Raw genomic sequence first — 18,983 nt, 5'->3', positions numbered from 1 at the left:
CCACCGCTGCCGTGCCGGCCCCGGTGGGGGTGATCCTCTGCCCGACCGTTGCACCCGGCAACTCGGTGTGCCGCCGGACGGGTCAGCGGCTGCGCAGCGCCAGCAGCTCGCCCTTGCCGACGGCGACGGTCGTCGAGGTCAGCCCGGGGTGCTCGTCGATCAGCGCCGCCAGCGGGGCGACCTCGTCGGCGTGCGAGAAGGCGTTGTCGACGACGAGGACCCCGCCCGGGCGCAGCACCCGCACGGGGTGCGGCCACCAGCCCGGGTACTCGGTCCGCTCGGCGTCGAGGAACAGCAGGTCGACGCTCTGTTCGTCCAGCCCGGCCAGGGCCGCGCCGCCGTCGCCGGTGCCGAACGTGACGTGGGCGTCCAGGCCGGCCCGGACGAGGTTGGCCAGGGCGGCGTCCTGGACGTCCGGGTCGGCGTCGACGCTGCTCAGGTGCCCGCCGGTGCTGCGGACGGCATCGGCGAGCCAGAGCGTGGACACCCCGTGCGAGGTGCCGATCTCGACGACGTCGCGCGCTCCGGACGACTGCACGAGGAACCAGAGCAGACGTCCGGCGTCGGGTTCCAGGACGCGCCACCGCCGCAGGCGGTCGGGCTCGTCCGCGTCGTGCGCCGCCGCCCGCGCGACGACGTCGTCGATCACCGCGGTCACGGTCTCGTCCATGGGCCCCTCCCTGGTACTCCGCGGTGCCGGGACACCACACGTTCCAGGGACCTTGGCGGGAGGCCGGCTCCGGCGCCACCCCGGCGCCGCCGCGGCCATCGGATTGACGGTGATCTGGCCAAGCAGATAGTTTTCTGGCCATGCGGTCAGAAAATGAGCCAGGCGGCCGGAAAGAGCCGTCGTTCATCGAGCAGGCGCGGCGTCGGCAGATCGTCGCCGCGGCGATCGACACCGTCGCCGAGCAGGGGTTCGGGGCGGCGTCACTGGCCGCGATCGCGCGTACGGCGGGCGTCTCCAAGGGCGTCATCTCCTACCACTTCTCCGGCAAGGAGGAGCTGATGGAGGCGTGCGTGGAGGGGATCTACACCGGCATCGCGGAGCGGGTCGTACCCAAGCTGGAGGGGCTCGCCCCGCTGGAGATGATCCGCGAGCACGTCCTCGCCGTCGCGCACGAGGGGCTCACCCATCGCGACGAGATGCTGGCCGTCGGGGAGATCGTCACGCACCTGCGCCGCAAGGACGGCTCGCTCCGGTACGGCGTCGCCGACAACGAGGTGCTCTACCAGGGGTACGAGCACATGTACGCCCTCGGACGGTCCGAGGGCGTGCTGCGCGAGTTCGACCACCGGGTGATGGCCGTGACGCTGCAGGCCTCGCTCGACGCGATGTTCGGCTACTGGGTCGCGCACCCGGGGTCGGACCTGATGGCCCACGCCGAGCAGCTGGCCGACCTCGTCGTCGCCGCCGTACGGAATCCGGGGGGATCCGCATGACCACCACCGCACCACGACCGTCCGCGACCGCACCCGAGTCCGGGGCTCGGCCGGCCTCCACGGCCGGTCGACTGGCCTGGCTGGACAACGTCCGGGTCGGGCTGACCGTGCTCGTCCTGGCCCACCACGCCGCGGTGACCTACTCCCACATCCCGCTGTGGCCTTACCACGAGCCGCCCCGTGACGGCAGCGCGATCGCTCTCGACGCCCTGGTCGGCACGAACCAGATGTGGTTCATGGGGCTGTTCTTCCTGATCTCGGGCTTCTTCGTGCCGGACGGGGTGGACCGGCACGGGGTCGCCGGGTTCGTCCGTGGACGGCTGTTGCGGCTCGGGGTGCCGTTCCTGGTGTTCCTCGTGGTGCTCGCACCGGTCTTCCGCTATCCGGGCTACGCGGCGTCGCCGAGCGCGGCGGAGATGAGCTTCCCGGCCTACCTGGTCGCCTTCCCCGACCCGGGCCCGCTCTGGTTCGTCGCCGTGCTGCTCGTGTTCTCGCTGGTCTACGCGACCGTGCGCGCACTGCGCGGCCGGCGGGACGTGGCGGACCGGCCGGGCCGCACTCCGGGCGTGCTGGTGGTCCTCGGACTCGGTCTCGCGCTCGGGGTCGTGACCTGGGTGTGGCGGATCGGGACGCCGGACGGTACCTACTGGGCTGCGGTGGGGCTGCCGTCGCCGTCGTACCTGCCGCAGTACGCCGCGGCCTTCACGCTCGGCGTCCTGGCGGCGCGGAGGCAGTGGCTGCAGACGCTGCGGGTCCGGACCGCCTGGGCCTGCGTCCCGGTCCTGGTGGTCGCGCTGGGGGTGACGCTGGCCGGGGTGGTCGTGATCGGGCCGGCGGCCGCAGGCGGAGGGACACCCGAGTCGCTGGTGACCTCGGTGTCGGGCTCGCTGGTCGCCGCGAGCGCGATGACGATCGTGCTGGTGCTGTTCCGGACAGTGCTCGACCGGTCCGGGCGGGTCCCGCGGTTCCTGTCCGCACAGGCGTTCGCCGTCTACGTCCTGCACGCGCCGGTGCTCGTGTGGCTCGGTGTCGCGCTCGCCGGCCTCGACGCGCCGGCCGTGGTGAAGGCGTTCGTCCTGCTGCTCGCCGGAGCGGCCGTCACGTGGTCACTGGCCTGGGCGCTGCGCCGGATCCCCGGCGTCGCCCGGGTGTTCTGAGCCCCCCGGCCGGGCGGGACGAGGGGTCCGCCCGGCCGACACGCGCGCTCAGCCCGCGAGCCAGGCCCGGACCTCGTCGGAGTCGGCGCCGAGCGTCGGGGGCGAGCGCCGGTAGGTCGGCGGCGTGCCGGAGTACTCGACGGGGTTGCGGACGGTCGGGATCGCGGCGTCGTCACCCGCCCGCACGACCGGTTCCAGCCCGAGCTCCTCGGCCAGCGCGACGCCCTGGTCGATCGAGTTGATCGGCCCGCACGGAACGCCGGCGGCGGTGATGGCGTCGAACCACTCCTTCGCGCTGCGGGTCGCGAGACGGGCCAGCAGCCGTTCCCGGATCTCGGTGCGGTTCTCCAACCGCCCGCCCATCGTGGCGAAGCGCGGGTCCTCGGCCATGGCGGGGTCGCCGAGCACGGTGCACAGCTTGCGGAACTGGCCGTCGTTGGCGGCGATGACGATCAGCTCGCCGTCGCCGGTCGGCATCGGCTCGTAGGGGAAGACGCTGGGGTGCGCGTTGCCCATCCGGGACGGCACGACCCCGGCCGCGACGAACGCCTCGGTCTGGTTGACCAGGCACGACATCGCCGTCGAGAGCAGGTTCGTCTCCAGCAGCTGGCCCTCGCCGGTGGCGTCGCGGTGGCGCAGAGCGGCGGTGACGGCGACCGCGGCGTGCAGGCCGGTGAGGACGTCGAACATCGCGGCGCCGACCCGGAACGGCTTGCCGTCGGCGTCACCGGTCAGGCTCATCAGCCCGGACGTGGCCTGGGCCAGCAGGTCGTAGCCGGGCAGGTGTGCGCCCCCGCGGGTGCCGAACCCGCTGATCGAGCAGTAGACGACGCCGGGGTTGCCCGCGGAGACCGTGCCGTGGTCGAGCCCGAACTTCGTCATGCCGCCGGGCTTCATGTTCTCGATCAGGACGTCGGCGCGGGCCGCCAGCTTCTGTGCGACGTCGCGGTCGCCGTCGTCGGCGAGGTCCAGGACGATCGAGCGCTTGTTGCGGTTGATCGACAGGTAGTACGTGGCGACGTCGTCGAGGACGGGCGGGCGCCAGGTGCGGGTGTCGTCGCCACTGGGGCTCTCGACCTTGATCACGGTGGCGCCGAGGTCGGCGAGGACCATCGTCGCGTAGGGACCGGCCAGGACGCGGGAGAAGTCGGCGACGAGGACGCCGTCGAGCGGGCCGCCGTTCGGGGCGTCGCCGAGACCGGCCGCGGGGGAGTCGTTCTGCACGCCCCAGACGCTAGCCCGGGAGATCCGGATACGGCGCTTGCGATCACCGCCCGGTGCCTCGTGAGTGGGATGTCGTCGCCCTGGCAGCGACATCCGCGCACGGGCGGCGTCAGCCGCTCTCCCGGGGGAGCCAGGCCAGGCTCGTCGCGGTGTCGCCCTCGGGGGCGTACTCGGCGGCGATCCAGCCGTCGTAGCCGTGACGGCGCAGGGAGTCCAGGTGCTCGGCGAACGGGATCGCGCCGGTCCCGGGCTGGTGGCGGCCGGGGTGGTCGGCGACCTGGACGTGGCCGATCCGGTCGCCGAAGGCGTCCAGCACGCCCGCGACGTCGTCGCCGTTCGCGGTGAGATGGAAGAGGTCGGCCAGCAGCAACGGCTCGGGCGCCCCGGCGGCGGCGACCCGGTCGGCGACGTCGAGGGCGTCGGTCGCGGTGCGCAGGGGATAGGTGGGCACGCCGCTGAGCGGCTCCAGCCAGGCGCGGGCGCCGATGACCGCCAGTGTCTCGGCGATGCGGGTCAGGTTGGCCACGGCCAGCTCGTCCTGCTCGGCCGGGTCGACGCCGTCGATCCGGTTGCCGTACAGAGCGTTGCAGCCGTGCACGCGCAGGCGTGCGCCGATGCTCGCGGCGACGGCGAGGCCGTCGGCGAGCTCGGCCTCGCGGCCGGGCACCGAGATCAGCCCGCGGTCCCCGGCGGCCATGTCCCCGGCCGGGAGGTTCAGCCCGACCAGCGCGACGCCCGCGTCGGTGACGGCGGAGACGAACGCCTCGACGGCGGCGTCGGCCGGGACCGAGTGCGCGAACGGCCACCAGAACTCGACGGCGTCGAAGCCGGCCGCGCGCGCCGCCGCGGGCCGCGCCAGGAGCGGGACCTCGGTGAACAGCATCGAGCAGTTGGCCGCCCAGCGGTGGGCGGCGGTTCCGTACGGGTCAGCGTCGCCGGTCACGCGCGGCATTCTGCCGGTTCGCATCCCCGTGGCAGGAAGTTGTCGAAGGGCGTCCTTCCTGCCTGTTCCTGCCGGTGGGCCGGCTCGGCACGATCTCCCCATGGCACAGGACAGCACCGTCGCCCGGATCCTCCGCCGCCTCCGCCGCGAGATCGCGGACATGCGCCGGGCACACGACGTGATGTGGGAGAACCTGACCCGCCTCGACCCGGACCCGAGCCCCTACCTGCACTGGGAGCCCAGCGCGACCGGATGGCGCCTCTACGGGGCCCTGCCGCCCCCCGACCGGCACGGCACATAGCCGGCCAGGGATCGACCTCAACGGCCGTCCTGGGCCAGGTAGACCTTCTCGGCGAACGTATCGAGCGCTGCGACGCAGTTCTGCAGCGCCTCCTCGGCCGCGGGCCGTCGGCGGGCCCCGAGCGAGTCCCGGAGGCGGACCTTGTCGAACCAGCCCCGGAGCTTCGTGAGGTCCTCGTCGTTCTCCTCCAGTTCGGCGTAGGTGAACTTCTCGGCGGCGGCCTCCTTGTCGATCTCGGCCCGGAACCCACGGCAGCGGTCGAGGATCTCCTCGTACTCCTCGTCGCGTGCGGCGTTGTAGGTCGCGACGACCTCACCCTCGCCGGCCAGGGCCTCGCACCGCATCAGGTGGGCCGTGCCGCCCAGCTCGGTGATGTCCTTGCGCAGCGAGCGGAGCGCACGCTCGTGGACCGTCGGCTCGGGCAGCACCGCGACCGAGTTCTGCAGGTAGACCGCGCCGATGCTCTTCAACCTCCGCCACACACCCGCGCGCAACCGGCTCGGCTCGCGCGGGACCCGGTAGACGAGCAGCAGCCAGGCCGAGGGTGAGGTCTCGTCGTCGGAGGCGTGGTTGATCACCTGCTGCACCCTGCCACCCCGTGAGCGGTCACGTCATCGACCACCGACGTCGACCACCGACGTCACGGGGCGCCCGTCCCCGAGCAGCCCGGCTGCTGCTCCCGGGTCGAATGGATGCACCGTGAGAGCAAAAACGCGTGCGATGTGACGCACCAGAACTAACCACGGTGAGAAATGACGGATGACCGGTGGAGATCAGTGCGTCCGGCCCGCCTGTTCGGTCATCGGTGATGACGCGGTAGCGAATCCCAGCCCGTTTACCGGGGCCGCCCGGTGATCACGGATCGACCTCCGTTCGTCCTCCGGAGATCGAGGGATACGGATATGTCGATTAGCGTCTCGCCGGCAGAAAGATGACGGGATCGACACGGCAGTGCCTGTCGACGATTCGTCATTCGTTTCAGCCTGTTCCGGGCGCGCTGACGCATGCCTCGGCCCGATTCCGCACCATCCACGACCGGGAGACGACTGTGATACGTGTCGGTAGTTCGGACAGGCAACAGGGCTGCGCCGCCGTCACCGCCGTGCTCAGCACCCCGCTCTCCGACTCCGGCACCGAACTGGACGCGCTGCGGGACGAGGTGGATCTGGTCGAGGTCCGGGCGGATCTCCTGGGGGAGATCGACCCGGCCCGGCTGCGGCGCCGTTTCGGCGGCCGTGTCGTGTACTGCCTGCGCAGCCGTGACCGCGGTGGCCGGTTCGAGGGCCCGGCGCACGTGCGGCACGCCCGCCTGCTCGCCGCGGCCGAGCGCTACGACATGGTCGACCTGGAAGACGACCACGACCTGGTCCCGGAGCTGCTCACCCGGATACCGGCGCACCGGCGACGCATCTCCTGGCACGGAGCCGCCGCCGATCACGGCACGCTCCACCGGCGGTTCGGCTCCATGGCCGCCACGGGAGCCGCGCTCTACCTGCTCACCAGCGCCGTGTCGCGGGCCGAGCAGGCGTTGGCGCCGCTGCGGTTCCTCCACGACCTCGGACGGTGCGACGTGACGGCGTTCGGCACCGGGGCGGCCGGGGTCTGGAGCCGCCTGCTGGCCCCCTGGCTCGGTGCACCCGTGGTGTTCGGCGGGCTGGACGGCGGGGACCCCGACGTGCCCACCGTCGACCAGCTGCTGGGTGACTACGGGTTTCCCCGGCTGCGACCGCTGGACACCGTGAACGGCATCGTCGGTCGCTCGGTCCTGGCGTCGAAGTCGCCGCGCGCGCACAACGCCGGCTACCGCGCACTCGGCATCCCCGCTCTCTACCTGCCGTTCCAGGTGGAGGACTTCGGGGCCTTCTGGGACGAGGTCGCGGAGTCGGGCCTGACCGCACTCGGCATCCCGATGCGCGCGGCCACCGTGGTGTCCCCGCACAAGGAGGCGGCCCTGGCCAGGGCCGGCACGGCGAGTCCGGCGGCACGTGGGTGCGGGGCCGCGAACTCGCTCGTGCGGCAGGGGAGCTCCTGGCGGGCCGACACGTCCAACAGCCCCGCGATCAGGAGGGCGCTGGCCGGTGTCGACGAGCCGGTCTCCGGCCGCAGGGCCGCGGTGATCGGCTGCGGCGGTGCCGGCCGCGCCGCCGCCCTCGCGCTCGCCGGGTGCGGCGCCGAGCCGGTGCTGGTCAACCGCGACCGCCACCGCGGCCGGTCGGTCGCCGCGAGGCTCGGGCTCGAGTTCGTTCCCCTCGACGAGTTCCGCGCGGACGGATACTCGCTCCTCGTACACGCGACGCCGATGACCGATCGGGCACCCTTCCGGCCGGTCGAGCTGCCCGACGACGCCGTCGTCGTGGACATGGTCTACGCCCCCACCGAGACCGCGGTCAGCAGCGAGGCCCGCGAACGCGGACTCGCCGTCGTCGACGGCTGGGACGTGCTCCTCGCCGACGCCGGGTGCCAGTTCCACCTCATGACCGGACGGCACATCCCGACCGAGCAGACCCGTGCGCTGCTGCAGGCCGGGCGGACGCTGCGGGGCGGCGACGTCCTCTCCCACTGACAGACCTGCATCACCGACGACTGGAAGGGATCACCGAGTGAGCATCGACGCCACCCCGGAGACGATGTGGCTGCAGACCCTCGCGCCCCGGCACCGGGAACTGCTCGCACGCGTCGGCGACGTCGCCGAGGCCTGCGCCCGACGAGCGGACGCCTACGACCGTGCGGCGGCGTTCCCGAGCGAGGACTTCGACGACCTGGCGGCTGCCGGCCTGAACGCGGCCAGCGTTCCCGTCGGGTACGGGGGTCTGGGGCTCGGCCCGCTCCACGGCGACACGCTGCCGCTGTGGCTGATGACCACGGAGCTGGCCAAGGCCGACCTGTCCCTCGGCCGGTGCTGGGAGGGACACACCAACTCGGTCGTGCTCATCGACGCGCTGGCCTCCGAACGGCAGCGGGCCCGCTGGTTCGAGGGCATCGTGCACGGCGGGGAGAAGTGGGTCGCGTGGAGCGGTGAGCCGCAGGCGCGCAAGCCGGGCGAGCGCACCGCGTTCGGCACGAGCATCACCGCGGCCGACGGGGGATGGGTCCTGCAGGGCACCAAGGCCTTCGCCACCAGCGCGACCGGCGCCGACCGGGCCATCCTCCTGGTCAACACCGCCGGGCCGGGCGGCGCCCGGCACGCGGACGGCCCGGCCGAGGGACTGCTCCTGCTGGCGTGCGACCTCTCCGACCCCTCGATCACCGTCGACGAGTCGTGGTGGGACCCGATCGGCATGCGCGCCACCGCCAGCCACGTGGTGACGTTCGACCGGACCTTCCTCTCCGAGGAGGACGTGATCGGCGAACCGGGTGCCTACCTGCGCCAGGGCTGGCAGAGCGCCTTCACCCCGCACTACGCGGCCAGCTTCCTCGGCGCCGCCGAAGGCGCCTTCGACTACGCGCTCGAGTACCTGCTCCGGCAGGACAAGACCGCGGACCCCTACGTCCAGCAGCGCGTCGGGAGCATGCAGGTCAACATCGACACCGCGCACCTCTGGCTGGCCCACGTCGCCCGGCTCTGGGACAGCGGGCAACGGCGTGAGGCCCACAGCGCCGGCAACCGCGCCCGCCACCTCGTCGAGCACCTCGCGCTGGAGACCGTGGACCACTGTGTCCGCGCCTGTGGGGCCCGCAGCCTCGTCCGGCCCAGCCCCGTGGAGCGGATCCTGCGCGACCTGACCTTCTACGCGCGCCACGACAACGACGACCACGTCCTGGCGACGATCGGCCGGGCGGCGCTCGGACACACCCACGACTCCTCGTTCTTCAAGCCCTGACCGTCCCGCCGTCCCCCGCCCGATCGAACACCGCGCGTGCCCGGCACAGCCGCACGTCGACCCCGACAGGAGGCCCCGTGTCGATCGCTTCCGACCGGCCGGACCCGGCAGGGACGCGATACGAACCCCGCAACAGCCCCCGTGGCTACCGCGGGCGCGTGATCGGCTCGGCGTCGGTGGCCCTCGCCCTGACCGCACCGGGCCAGACCGCGGCGGTCTCGGTGTTCGTCGACCCGCTGATCACCTCCCTCGAGGTGTCCCGGTGGTCGGTGGCCACGGCCTACGCGATCGGCTCGCTGGCCGGGGCGTTCGCGATGCCCTGGCTGGGACGGATGCTCGACCGCCACGGGCCCCGCCGCGTCATGGCCGTCATCGGAGGCTGCTTCGGGGTGGTCCTGCTGGTGGCCGGCACCGTCACCGAGATCGTCGGGCTGACCGCGGCCTTCGTGGGCATCCGCATCGGCGGCCAGGGCGCCCTGAGCCTCGCGGCCACCACCGCCGTCGCGGTCTACGTGCACCGGCGCAGGGGACTCGCGATCGGCGTCGTCACGGCGGTGGGCACCTCCGTGATCTCGCTGGCTCCGCTGGGGCTCGAGCACCTGATCAGCGAGCTCGGGTGGCGCACGGTGTGGCAGCTGCAGGGGTGGGTCGTTCTCGCGCTGACGGTGCCGGCCGCTCTGCTGGTCCTGCCACGACGGGTGCGCACCGGCGTCGACGGCAGGACGGACATCGGGACGGACGTCGGGACGGGGACGGGCCCGCCCGGGGACGCGACGCACGGTGGGCCGGACCCGGGGGCGTCCGCCGGAGCCGGCGGACCGGCTGCCGACCGGACCCTGCGGGAAGCCGGACGGACCTCGGTCTTCTGGGTCGTCATCGCGGGAACCGGGGTGTGCAGCCTGGTCACCACCGGCCTGATGTTCCACCAGGTGTCCGTACTGGGGGAGCGTGGCCTGAGCGTCGCCGAGGCGGCGGCCAACTTCGTTCCGCAGCTGGTCGCCGGGCTGCTCGTCAGCTTCCTGTTCGGCTGGCTGGCCGACCACGTCGGCGACCGCACACTGATCGTCGCCGTCATGGTCGTCCTCGCCCTCACCACCATCGGTGCCGGATGGCTGCGCCCGGGCTGGACCGCCGTCGTCTACGGCCTGGCGCTCGGAGCCTGCACCGGCGGGATCCGCACCCTCAAGGGAGTCGTGTTCGACGAGGGTTTCGGAACCGCTCACCTCGCCACCCTGCGGGGCACCGTGCACGCGGCGATCATCGGCGCCTCCGCGCTGGGGCCCCTCCTCCTCGCCCTGGGCAGGGAATGGTCGAGCTCGTACCGGCCGACGCTGCTGGCCCTGTGCCTGTTGCCCGCGGTGGTGGTCGTAGCGGTGTACCTGACCAGGCCGGACCGGCCACGGCGCGGACGGGCGTGACCGGGTGCGGCGCCCCGGCGGGTATCGAGCGACCCGGGGGGATCGGGCGCCCCCCGGTGAACGGAAAGCCGTCTCGGAACGGTATTGCCCCATTGCGATCGCATCAGCGAAGATCGGCTCCAGGCACAGATCACAACGAGCCGCACCGCGGTCGTTCCGTATCGCCCGAAAAGCATGGGCGTCGTCGGGTCACAGAATCGAATGCTCGACACGGTGCTCACCGGTCGCAGATCTGCTCCGTCCTCACGGACCGGCTCGGCACCGGACGACGACGTCGACAATCCTGTCCAGAACGGAGTTCGCTCAACGATGAGTAGTCGAATGGGAAACCGCGGGGGACGTGGGCTCGGAACGGTCTCCTTACTGGCGGCCGTCGTCCTGCTGATCGCCGCGTGCGGCGGCGGCGGCGGCGGAGGCGGAGGCGGAGGCGGAGGCGGAGGCGGAGGCGATGCGGCCGGGGCCACCCGATCGGTCACGCACGACAAGGGCGTGACGACGGTGGCCGGCAGGCCGCAGCGCGTCGTCGCGCTCGAGTTCCCCTACGTGGACATGCTGGCCGCACTGGGCGTGCGCCCGGTCGGTGTGGTCGACGACGGAGATCCGGAGAACCTGATCCCGCAGGTGCGGGAGAAGCTGGGCGACTACCGGTCGGTCGGGACCCGGGCGGAGCCCGACCTGGAGAAGATCGCGAGCCTCGAGCCCGATCTGATCATCGCCGACAACGATCGGCACGCGGCGATCTACGACCAGCTCAGTGCGATCGCCCCCACGGTCGTGTTCACCGCCCGGTACTCCGGCTACCAGGGGACCCTGGACGTGGCCCGGAAGGTCGCGGACGCCCTGGGCCGGACCGACGCGGCGAACACGGAGATCGCCCGCATCAACGGACGGCTCGACGAGCTGGCCAAGACGGTCCCCCCGGGCGACAAGCGTGAGGCCCTGGCCATCATCCCCCGCGAACGCGGAACCCTCCAGGTCCTGGGGAAGGGGTCCTACGTGCCCGACATCCTGGAGCGGGTGGGGATTCCCTACGCACCGGAAGGGGCGACGTTCCCCGCCGACTCCGACGCCGCCTCGATCGGACTGGAGGGCCTGGCCGAGATCGACCCGGACGTCCTGTTCGTGATGACCGACGCGAAGACCACGACGAACGACTGGGTCGCATCGCCGGTCTGGCAGAACCTGCGAGCCGTGCGGGCCGGCACCGTCTACCCCGTCGACCGCGCACTGTGGACGCGTTCGCGCGGCCTGGTCTCGATGGAGCTGGTCGCGGAGCAGGTCCCCGCGAAGATGTACGGCGCGGCTCCGGCGACCAGCGGGGCTCCGGCGACCAGCGGGGCTCCGGCGAACTGACCGACCCGGATCAGGCAGGTTCCTCCCCATGTTGCGATCGCGGTACGCGCTGCTCCTCGGGCTGGTGGTGTGTTCGGCGGTACTGGCCGTGGCACTGCTGGCCAGCGTGAACTTCGGGACGATCCGGATCGGGGTGACGGACGTCGTGCGAGCCTTCGTCGACTACGACGGCTCGCGCGACGACCTGGTCATCCGCACGATCCGGGTCCCGAGGGCACTCGGCGCGGTGCTGGTAGGAGCCTGCCTGGCCGTGGCCGGTGCGATCATGCAGGGGCTCACGCGCAACCCGTTGGCGGATCCGGGCATCCTCGGGATCAACGCCGGAGCGGCGTTCGCCGTGGTGACCGGGGTGTTCGTGTTCGGGACGCCGTCGTCGACCTACGCCCTCGTCGCCTTCGCCGGAGCGGCCGTCGCGGCCGCCCTGGTGTACGGGATCGGTTCGGTGGGGCGCGGGGAGATGGGGCCGATGCGTCTGGCCATCGTCGGGGCGGCGGTGGCGGCGCTCCTGTCGTCGTTCACGACGGCGATGCTGATCCTGAGCCAGCAGACCCTGGACACGATCCGGTTCTGGCTGGCCGGGTCGCTGCTCGGCCGCGACCTGGAGCTACTGCACCAGATCGCGCCGTACGCCTGCGCCGGACTCCTGCTCGCGCTGGCGCTGAGCCGTCGGATCACGGCACTGATGCTCGGTGACGACGTGGCCACCGGTCTGGGGCAGAGGACCGGGTGGACGAAGTCCCTCGCCGCGCTCGCGGTGGTGCTGCTGGCGGGCAGCGCCGTCGCCGTCGCGGGTCCGGTGGGTTTCATCGGGCTCGTCGTGCCGCACGCCGTGCGCTTCGTCGTCGGCCTGGACTACCGCTGGATCCTGCCCTACTCCGCCGTCGTCGGAGGGATCGTGCTCCTGGCTGCCGACATCGTCTCGCGTGTCGCGCTGCGGCCGCAGGAGATCCCGGTCGGCGTGACCACCGCCCTCATCGGCGCGCCGTTCTTCATCTGGCTGGCGCGTTCCCGGGTACGACAGTAGATGGGTCGCCTGATGTCCCTCCTCTCCCGCCCGGCCACCGGTGAGGCCACGCTCCGAGCCGGACCGGTCTCGGTGAAGCTGAGCCTGCGCGCGATCGTGATCTTCGGCGTGCTGTGCCTGGTCGTGTTCGCCGGCGTGGTGCTCAACGTCGCCTACGGCTCCTACCCGGTGCCGCCGCCGGCGGTCCTGCGCACGGTGCTCGGCCTCGGGGACGACACCGGTCAGGCCTTCGTCGTCAACACCCTCCGCCTGCCCCGTGCGCTGGTCGCCGTGGCGGTGGGGGCCGCACTGGCCGTGAGCGGCGCGATCCTGCAGGGACTCACGCGCAACGCACTCGCCGCGCCCGACATCGTCGGTGTCAACGCCGGGGCGTCGCTGGCGGCGGTGAGCCTGATCGTGGCCGTGCCGTCGGCGTCGGCGGCATATCTGCAGCCGGCGGCTCTGGGCGGTGCCTTCGCCGTGGCCGCGTTGCTGTACGTGCTGGCGTGGCGGGGGGACGGCTCGCCGGTCAGGCTCGTGCTCGTCGGTATCGGGCTCGGCGCGATCGCCGGCGCCGGCACCACCTTCATGATCACCTTCGGTGAGGTGCAGCAGGTCTCCCTCGCCCTGATCTGGCTCACCGGGAGCGTCTACGGCCGGGGCTGGGACGACCTGTACGCGTTCCTGCCGTGGTTGCTGGTCTTCCTCCCGCTGTCGTTGTTCCTCGCCCGGCGCCTCAACGCACTGAACCTCGGCGACGACGTCGCACACGTCATCGGGGTGCCGGTCCGCAGGACGCGTGCACTGCTCCTGCTCACGAGCGTCGCGCTCGCCGGGACCGCGGTGGCCACCGCCGGGACGATCGGCTTCGTCGCACTGATGGCTCCGCACATCGCCCGCCAGATGGTCGGCTCGTCGCACGGCCGCCTCATCCCGGTGGCCGCGGCGACGGGAGCGGCGATCGTCGTCGGCGCCGACCTCGTCGGGCGAGCCGTCCTCCCGCAGGTGGAGATCCCGGCCGGGATCGTCACCGCGATCCTCGGCGCGCCCTTCTTCATCTACCTGCTCTACCGGAGCAGGAGAACCTAGAGTTCGCCATCCATGATCATCGAGAGGACGCGGGAGCTGTGAGCAAGCTCAGGACCGAGCGGATCGGACTCGCCTACGACGACACCACCGTCCTGGCCGATCTCTCGGTGGAGGTGCCCCGGGGCCGGATCACCTCGATCGTCGGTCCGAACGGCTGCGGGAAGTCCACGCTGCTGCGTGCGATGGCCCGCCTGCTGAAGCCCCGGACCGGCGCCGTCTATCTCGACGGCGAGGCCATCGCCGACCTCGCGACCCGCGACGTCGCGAAGAGACTGGGTGTGCTGCCCCAGGACCCGCGGGCCCCGGAGGGACTGACCGTCCGCGAACTGGCCGCACAGGGTCGTTACCCGCACCAGAGCTTCCTGCGGCAGTGGTCGAAGTCCGACGAGCGGGCCGTCACCCGCGCACTGGAGATCACCGGCGTGGACGGGTTCGCCGACCGGTCGTTAAACACGTTGTCCGGTGGGCAGCGCCAACGTGCCTGGATCTCCATGGCCCTGGCGCAGGAGACCGACACGCTGTTGCTGGACGAGCCCACCACGTTTCTCGACATGGCCCACCAGCTCGAGGTGCTCGAACTGCTCGCCCGGCTGAACCGCGAGGAGGAACAGACCTCGGTCATGGTGCTGCACGACCTCAACAGTGCCGCGCGCTACTCGCACCACATGATCGCCCTCTGCGCGGGCGAGGTCCACACCGCCGGACCGCCCCACGAGGTCGTGACCTCGCGCGTGATCAGGGACGTCTTCGGCGTCGAGGCCGACATCGTCCACGACCCGCGGACCGGCAGCCCCCAATGTCTGCCCTACCGACTGCTCAGGGATGCCGAGGACTGAACCCGGCGACGCCCCGGAGGACGACTCGGCCGCCGCCCGACGCTGCGGGCCCTTACTAGGGCAGACGTCCGGGAACGCCGTCGAGGTAGAGCCAGCGGCCCTTCTCACGGACGAACCGGCTGCGCTCCTGCTGGCTGCCCGATCCGGAGCCGTCGCGGTGGTGCGCCCGGAACTCGACGATCCCCTCGCGTTCGAACATCGTCCCGCCGGAGCGGTCCAGGATCTCCAGGCGCACCCAGCGCCGGGCCGGGTCCGGCTCGAGCCTGCGCGGGCGGGTGTCGGGGTGCCAGGTGCGCAGCAGGTGCTCGACGTCGCCGCGGGCGAACGCGGTGAACCGCGACCGCATCAGCGCCTCCGCGGTGGGCGGTGCGGCGCCGTCCGGGCCGAGGTAGCGCCCGCAGCAGGCCTCGAACGGCTCGGGCAGACTGCAGGGGCAGGGGCGGGGAGGCATCGGGGCGAGTATGCCCGGTGTGACCTCGCCCGCCGCGACCGCGCGGCCGGTTGACCCCCCGCGATCGGCTGTGGTCGAGTCAGTCCCGGTCGAGGTCGAGTCACCGCCGTTCTCCGGCGCGGGTCCGGCGGTCACGGATCCGGGGGAGGGGCGAGTGGTGCACGCAGGTCCGCTGGACGGGTTCTACGACGTGCTGCACGCCCGCCGCGACGTCCGCACCGGCTTCCTGCCCGACGTCGCCGTCGACGACGCCGCGCTGACCCGCGTCCTCGCCGCCGCACACGCCGCCCCGAGCGTCGGGTTCTCCCAGCCGTGGGACTTCGTCGTCGTGCGCGACCGCGTCGTCCGCGAGCAGGTGCACGCCCTCGTCGCGCGGCACCGGGAGGCCTACGCCGCGTCGCTGCCGACCGCCCGGGCCCGGGCCCTGCGTTCGATCAAGGTCGAGGCGATCCTCGACACCCCGCTCAACGTCGTCGTCACCGCCGACACCACCCGCGGCGGACGGCACACCCTCGGCCGGCACGGGCGTCCGGAGATGGGCACCCACTCCGCCGCGCTGGCCGTGCAGAACATGTGGCTGGCCGCGCGGGCGGAGGGTCTCGGCGTCGGCTGGGTCAGCTTCTTCGGCGACGACGGGCTGCGCGAGCTCGGCCGGCTGCTCGACCTGCCGTCGCACCTGGAGGTCGTCGCCTACCTGTGCGTCGGGCACGTCCGGGAGTTCCCCGACGAGCCCGAGCTCGCCGGGGCCGGATGGGCGCGGCGACGTCCGCTGGGCTGGGCCGTGCACCAGGAACGCTACGGGCAGCGCGGGCTGCCGGGAGAGGAACCGATGGACCTGCTCGCCGAGACCGTCGCCGCGATCACGCCGGTCGACGGGGAGTCCCGCGCCGCGGCCCGCGACCGCCTGGACCGGATGACGAAGCCGCGCGGCTCGCTCGGGCGCGTCGAGGACGTCGCGGTGACCCTCGCCGGGATCTCCGCGGCCTGCCCGCCGCCGGTCCCGGAGCCGGCCGCGGTCGCGGTGTTCGCCGCCGACCACGGCGTGCACGCCCAGGGCGTCACCCCGTGGCCGCAGGAGGTCACCGCGCAGATGGTGGCGAACTTCCTCGACGGCGGAGCGGTGGTCAACGCGTTCGCCCGCCAGCTCGGCGCCGAGGTCTGCGTCGTCGACGTCGGGGTGCTCGGCACGCTGGACCCTGCCGATGCTCGTTCCGCCGGGGCTCCTCTCGCTGTGCCTGGATTGCTGCCACGCAAGGTCGCCGCCGGCACCGCCGACATGACGCAGGGCCCGGCGATGACCCGCGAGCAGGCCCGCGCGGCCGTCGAGGCCGGGATCGAGGTGGCGCGGGACCTGGTCGCGGGCGGCAACCGCGCCCTGATCACCGGCGACATGGGCATCGCGAACACGACCGCGGCCGCCGCCCTGATCAGCGTGTTCACCGGCGCCGCCCCGGAGACCGTCACCGGTCGCGGCACCGGCATCGACGACGAGACGCTCGCCCGCAAGACCGACGTCGTGCGCCGCGCGCTGGAGCTGCACCACCCCGACCCGGCCGATCCGCTGGGTGCGCTCGCCGCGGTCGGCGGCCTGGAGCACGCCGGACTGGCCGGGCTCGTCCTCGGGGCCGCCGCGCTGCGGGTGCCGGTCCTGCTCGACGGCGTCAGCGCCGGTGCGGCCGCGCTGGTGGCGGCCGCGTTCGCGCCGGACGCCGTCGGCTACTGCGTGGCCGGGCACCGCTCGGTGGAGCCCGGCAGCGCGACGGCGTCGGAGCACCTCGGCCTGGAGCCGTTGCTGGACATGGGGATGCGCCTCGGGGAGGGGACCGGCGCGCTGCTGTCGCTGCCGATCCTGCAGGGCGCCGCCCGCGCGCTGGCCGACGTCGCGACGTTCGACAGCGCCGGGGTGACGGAAAAGACCGGCGGAGACGCGGACGGGGCGGGCGCGGCCGGTGGATGAGCCCGTCACCGTCGTCGGGATCGGGGCCGACGGCTGGGCCGGTCTGGCCGGGCCGTCCCGCGACGCCCTGCGCGCCGCCGAGGTGGTCCTCGGCGGCCCGCGGCAGCTCGACCTGCTCGACGCCTCCGTCACCGGGACCCGCCGCGCCTGGCCGTCACCGCTGGTCCCGGCCCTGCCCGGGATCCTCGACGAGCTCGCCGGGCGGCGCGTCGCGGTGCTGGCCAGCGGGGACCCGATGTTCTTCGGGATCGGCACCACCCTGGCCCGCGTCGCCGGGGCGGAACGGCTGCGCGTGCTGCCGCACCCGTCGTCGATCAGCCTGGCGTGCGCCCGGCTCGGCTGGGCCGTCGAGAACGTCGAGCTGGTCAGCGTCGTGGGCCGCCCGCTCGCACGGCTGGCCCGCTCGCTCGCGCCGCGGGCCCGGATCCTGGTGCTCAGCGCCGGGGCCGGATCGCCGGCCGCCATCGGGGAACTGGTCGCGGCGCACGGGTTCGGCCGCAGCACGATGACCGTCCTGGAGCGGCTCGGCGAGTCCGGAGAACGCGTGGTCACCGGCACCGCCGCGACCTGGGACGGCACCTCGGACGCCCTCAACGTCGTCGCACTCGACTGCGTCGCCGACCCCGGCGCGCGCCTGCTGGGGGAGACGCCCGGGCTGCCCGACGACGCCTACGACAGCGACGGGCAGCTCACCAAGCGCGAGGTCCGCGCCGTCACCCTGGCCCACCTCGCGCCACGGCCGGGTGAGGTGCTGTGGGACGTCGGCGGCGGGGCGGGCAGTGTCGGCATCGAATGGATGCGGGCGCACCGGACGTGCCGGGCGGTCGCGGTCGAGTCGCGTGCCGACCGTGCCGAGCGGATCATGGCCAACGCGGCGGCGCTCGGTGTGCCGGAGCTCCGCGTCGTCACCGGGACGGCGCCGGAGGCGTTGCGAGGGCTCCGCCGGCCGGACGCGATCTTCGTCGGGGGAGGCCTGACCGGCGACGGCGTTCTCGAGACCTGCTGGGACGCCCTGGAGCACGGCGGACGGCTGGTCGCGAACGCGGTCACCGTGCAGACCGAGGCACTGCTCGCCGGCGCGCACGAGCGCTACGGCGGGCACCTGGTGCGGCTGCAGGTCAGCCGGGCCGAGCCCGTGGGCCGGTACCACGGCTGGCGGGCGTCGATGCCGGTGACGATCTGGAACGTGGAGAGGACGACGCAGTGACGGTGCACTTCATCGGGGCCGGGCCGGGGGCGGTGGACCTGCTCACGCTGCGCGGACGCGACCTCATCGCGGCGTCCCCGGTGTGCCTCTACGCCGGCAGCCTCGTCCCGCCGGAGATGCTGGAGATCGCACCCGCAGACGCGCGGACGATCGACACCGCGCTGATGACGCTCGACGAGATCGTCGCCGAGATGGTCCGGGCCCACCGGCACGGCCTCGACGTCGCGCGCCTGGCGTCGGGCGACCCGTCGGTGTTCTCCGCGATGGCCGAGCAGATCCGGCGTCTGGAGGCCGAGGGCGTCCCGTACGACGTGTGCCCCGGCGTCCCCGCCTACGCCGCCGCGGCCGCCGCACTGGGCCGCGAGCTCACCGTGCCGACCGTCGCCCAGACCGTGACGCTGACCCGGATCGCGGCCCGCGCCACCCCGATGCCGGATCACGAGAACCTCGCGGAACTGGGCCTCTCCGGCGGCACGGTGGTCCTGCACCTGGCCGTGCACCGGATCGCCGAGGTCGTCGACGCGCTCCGCCCCGCCTACGGCCCGGACTGCCCGGCCGCGGTCGTCGCCCACGCCAGCCGGGCCCACGAGATCGTCCTGCGCGGGACGCTGGACACGATGCCCGCCGCGGTCCGGGAGTCCGGCATCGAACGCACCGCCGTGATCATCGTCGGCGAGGCCCTGGCCGCCCGGCACTTCCCGGACAGCCACCTGTACTCGTCCACCCGCTGCCGCACCTGACCCGGCATCAGCGACCGGCACGCTCGTCCGAACCTTGACG

The 18,983-nt window shown here is 73.1% G+C and carries 18 protein-coding genes; 13 read left to right on the top strand and 5 right to left on the bottom strand.

Translation table 11 applies throughout. From position 1 onward, the window contains the following. Window positions 1-82: 82 nt before the first annotated feature. On the bottom strand, window positions 83-670 hold the full coding sequence (locus tag EV383_RS17340) for an O-methyltransferase (RefSeq protein ID WP_130290875.1): 588 nt from the start codon (window positions 668-670) through the stop codon (window positions 83-85). A 140-nt stretch (window positions 671-810) separates the two neighbouring features. Here EV383_RS17340 and EV383_RS17335 point away from each other — a divergent pair, with 140 nt between their 5' ends. Further along, window positions 811-1,443: a TetR/AcrR family transcriptional regulator gene (locus EV383_RS17335; protein WP_130290874.1), complete on the top strand. Its 633-nt coding sequence runs from the start codon at window positions 811-813 to the stop codon at window positions 1,441-1,443. Next, window positions 1,440-2,600, top strand: coding sequence for an acyltransferase family protein (locus tag EV383_RS17330; RefSeq protein ID WP_130290873.1), 1,161 nt, complete (start codon window positions 1,440-1,442; stop codon window positions 2,598-2,600). Before EV383_RS17335 ends, EV383_RS17330 begins: the two co-directional genes overlap by 4 nt. Window positions 2,601-2,648: 48 nt before the next feature. Here EV383_RS17330 and EV383_RS17325 read toward each other — a convergent pair whose 3' ends face one another. Continuing rightward, complete coding sequence (locus EV383_RS17325; protein WP_242623160.1) at window positions 2,649-3,824, bottom strand: CaiB/BaiF CoA transferase family protein; 1,176 nt, start codon at window positions 3,822-3,824, stop codon at window positions 2,649-2,651. Window positions 3,825-3,933: 109 nt separating this feature from the next. Further along, window positions 3,934-4,767, bottom strand: coding sequence for a hydroxypyruvate isomerase family protein (locus EV383_RS17320; protein ID WP_341273738.1), 834 nt, complete (start codon window positions 4,765-4,767; stop codon window positions 3,934-3,936). 100 nt (window positions 4,768-4,867) lie between these two features. On the opposite strand from EV383_RS17320, the gene EV383_RS17315 reads away from it, so the two are divergent. Further along, window positions 4,868-5,068: a hypothetical protein gene (locus EV383_RS17315; RefSeq protein WP_130290870.1), complete on the top strand. Its 201-nt coding sequence runs from the start codon at window positions 4,868-4,870 to the stop codon at window positions 5,066-5,068. Between the two features lie 17 nt (window positions 5,069-5,085). On the opposite strand, the gene EV383_RS17310 is transcribed toward EV383_RS17315, so the two are convergent. Next, on the bottom strand, window positions 5,086-5,655 hold the full coding sequence (locus EV383_RS17310; RefSeq protein ID WP_207223563.1) for a Chromate resistance protein ChrB: 570 nt from the start codon (window positions 5,653-5,655) through the stop codon (window positions 5,086-5,088). Window positions 5,656-6,170: 515 nt separating this feature from the next. On the opposite strand from EV383_RS17310, the gene EV383_RS17305 reads away from it, so the two are divergent. The 7 genes from EV383_RS17305 (at window position 6,171) to EV383_RS17275 (ending at window position 14,588) form a co-directional block, all read left to right on the top strand. Continuing rightward, window positions 6,171-7,631 carry a bifunctional type I 3-dehydroquinate dehydratase/shikimate dehydrogenase gene (locus EV383_RS17305; RefSeq protein WP_165438381.1) on the top strand — a complete coding sequence of 487 codons (1,461 nt, stop codon included), beginning with the start codon at window positions 6,171-6,173 and terminating at the stop codon, window positions 7,629-7,631. Between the two features lie 37 nt (window positions 7,632-7,668). After that, window positions 7,669-8,889 (top strand): acyl-CoA dehydrogenase family protein, encoded by a 1,221-nt coding sequence (locus EV383_RS17300; protein ID WP_207223562.1) that lies wholly within the window; start codon window positions 7,669-7,671, stop codon window positions 8,887-8,889. 77 nt (window positions 8,890-8,966) lie between these two features. Next, window positions 8,967-10,307: an MFS transporter gene (locus EV383_RS17295; RefSeq protein WP_130290868.1), complete on the top strand. Its 1,341-nt coding sequence runs from the start codon at window positions 8,967-8,969 to the stop codon at window positions 10,305-10,307. 489 nt (window positions 10,308-10,796) lie between these two features. Further along, on the top strand, window positions 10,797-11,660 hold the full coding sequence (locus tag EV383_RS17290) for an ABC transporter substrate-binding protein (RefSeq protein ID WP_165438380.1): 864 nt from the start codon (window positions 10,797-10,799) through the stop codon (window positions 11,658-11,660). 28 nt (window positions 11,661-11,688) lie between these two features. Beyond that, the gene (locus EV383_RS17285; RefSeq protein ID WP_130290866.1) at window positions 11,689-12,684 is read left to right on the top strand and encodes a FecCD family ABC transporter permease; all 996 of its coding nucleotides are present in this window, start codon (window positions 11,689-11,691) and stop codon (window positions 12,682-12,684) included. A gap of 12 nt (window positions 12,685-12,696) precedes the next feature. Further along, window positions 12,697-13,752 (top strand): FecCD family ABC transporter permease, encoded by a 1,056-nt coding sequence (locus tag EV383_RS17280; RefSeq protein ID WP_207223561.1) that lies wholly within the window; start codon window positions 12,697-12,699, stop codon window positions 13,750-13,752. Between the two features lie 38 nt (window positions 13,753-13,790). Then, entirely contained in the window at window positions 13,791-14,588 is a 798-nt protein-coding gene (locus EV383_RS17275; protein ID WP_130290864.1) for an ABC transporter ATP-binding protein, read from the top strand. Window positions 14,589-14,643: 55 nt separating this feature from the next. On the opposite strand, the gene EV383_RS17270 is transcribed toward EV383_RS17275, so the two are convergent. Then, the gene (locus EV383_RS17270) at window positions 14,644-15,039 is read right to left on the bottom strand and encodes a YchJ family protein (protein ID WP_130290863.1); all 396 of its coding nucleotides are present in this window, start codon (window positions 15,037-15,039) and stop codon (window positions 14,644-14,646) included. Window positions 15,040-15,193: 154 nt separating this feature from the next. On the opposite strand from EV383_RS17270, the gene cobT reads away from it, so the two are divergent. The 3 genes from cobT to cobM are packed head-to-tail and all read left to right on the top strand — an operon-like array spanning window position 15,194 to window position 18,943. Next, window positions 15,194-16,996, top strand: a complete 1,803-nt coding sequence (cobT, locus tag EV383_RS17265; RefSeq protein ID WP_242623159.1) for a nicotinate-nucleotide--dimethylbenzimidazole phosphoribosyltransferase — start codon at window positions 15,194-15,196, stop codon at window positions 16,994-16,996. Beyond that, entirely contained in the window at window positions 16,989-18,203 is a 1,215-nt protein-coding gene (cbiE, locus tag EV383_RS17260; protein ID WP_130290861.1) for a precorrin-6y C5,15-methyltransferase (decarboxylating) subunit CbiE, read from the top strand. Before cobT ends, cbiE begins: the two co-directional genes overlap by 8 nt. Further along, on the top strand, window positions 18,200-18,943 hold the full coding sequence (gene cobM / locus EV383_RS17255; RefSeq protein WP_130290860.1) for a precorrin-4 C(11)-methyltransferase: 744 nt from the start codon (window positions 18,200-18,202) through the stop codon (window positions 18,941-18,943). Before cbiE ends, cobM begins: the two co-directional genes overlap by 4 nt. Window positions 18,944-18,983 lie beyond the last annotated feature (40 nt).

Origin of the sequence: Pseudonocardia sediminis, from assembly GCF_004217185.1 — a bacterium.
GTDB lineage: Bacteria > Actinomycetota > Actinomycetes > Mycobacteriales > Pseudonocardiaceae > Pseudonocardia > Pseudonocardia sediminis.
The sequence above is the reverse complement of the archived record's forward strand: the minus strand, read 5'-3'. Positions and strand labels throughout refer to the sequence as shown.

What these genes read in the sequence shown, in the direction of transcription:
- EV383_RS17340 (WP_130290875.1), bottom strand. Translation starts at nt 670, where the DNA reads ATGGACGAGACCGTGACCGCGGTGATCGACGACGTCGTCGCGCGGGCG.
- EV383_RS17335 (WP_130290874.1), top strand. Translation starts at nt 811, where the DNA reads ATGCGGTCAGAAAATGAGCCAGGCGGCCGGAAAGAGCCGTCGTTCATC.
- EV383_RS17330 (WP_130290873.1), top strand. Translation starts at nt 1,440, where the DNA reads ATGACCACCACCGCACCACGACCGTCCGCGACCGCACCCGAGTCCGGG.
- EV383_RS17315 (WP_130290870.1), top strand. Translation starts at nt 4,868, where the DNA reads ATGGCACAGGACAGCACCGTCGCCCGGATCCTCCGCCGCCTCCGCCGC.
- EV383_RS17285 (WP_130290866.1), top strand. Translation starts at nt 11,689, where the DNA reads ATGTTGCGATCGCGGTACGCGCTGCTCCTCGGGCTGGTGGTGTGTTCG.
- EV383_RS17280 (WP_207223561.1), top strand. Translation starts at nt 12,697, where the DNA reads ATGTCCCTCCTCTCCCGCCCGGCCACCGGTGAGGCCACGCTCCGAGCC.
- EV383_RS17270 (WP_130290863.1), bottom strand. Translation starts at nt 15,039, where the DNA reads ATGCCTCCCCGCCCCTGCCCCTGCAGTCTGCCCGAGCCGTTCGAGGCC.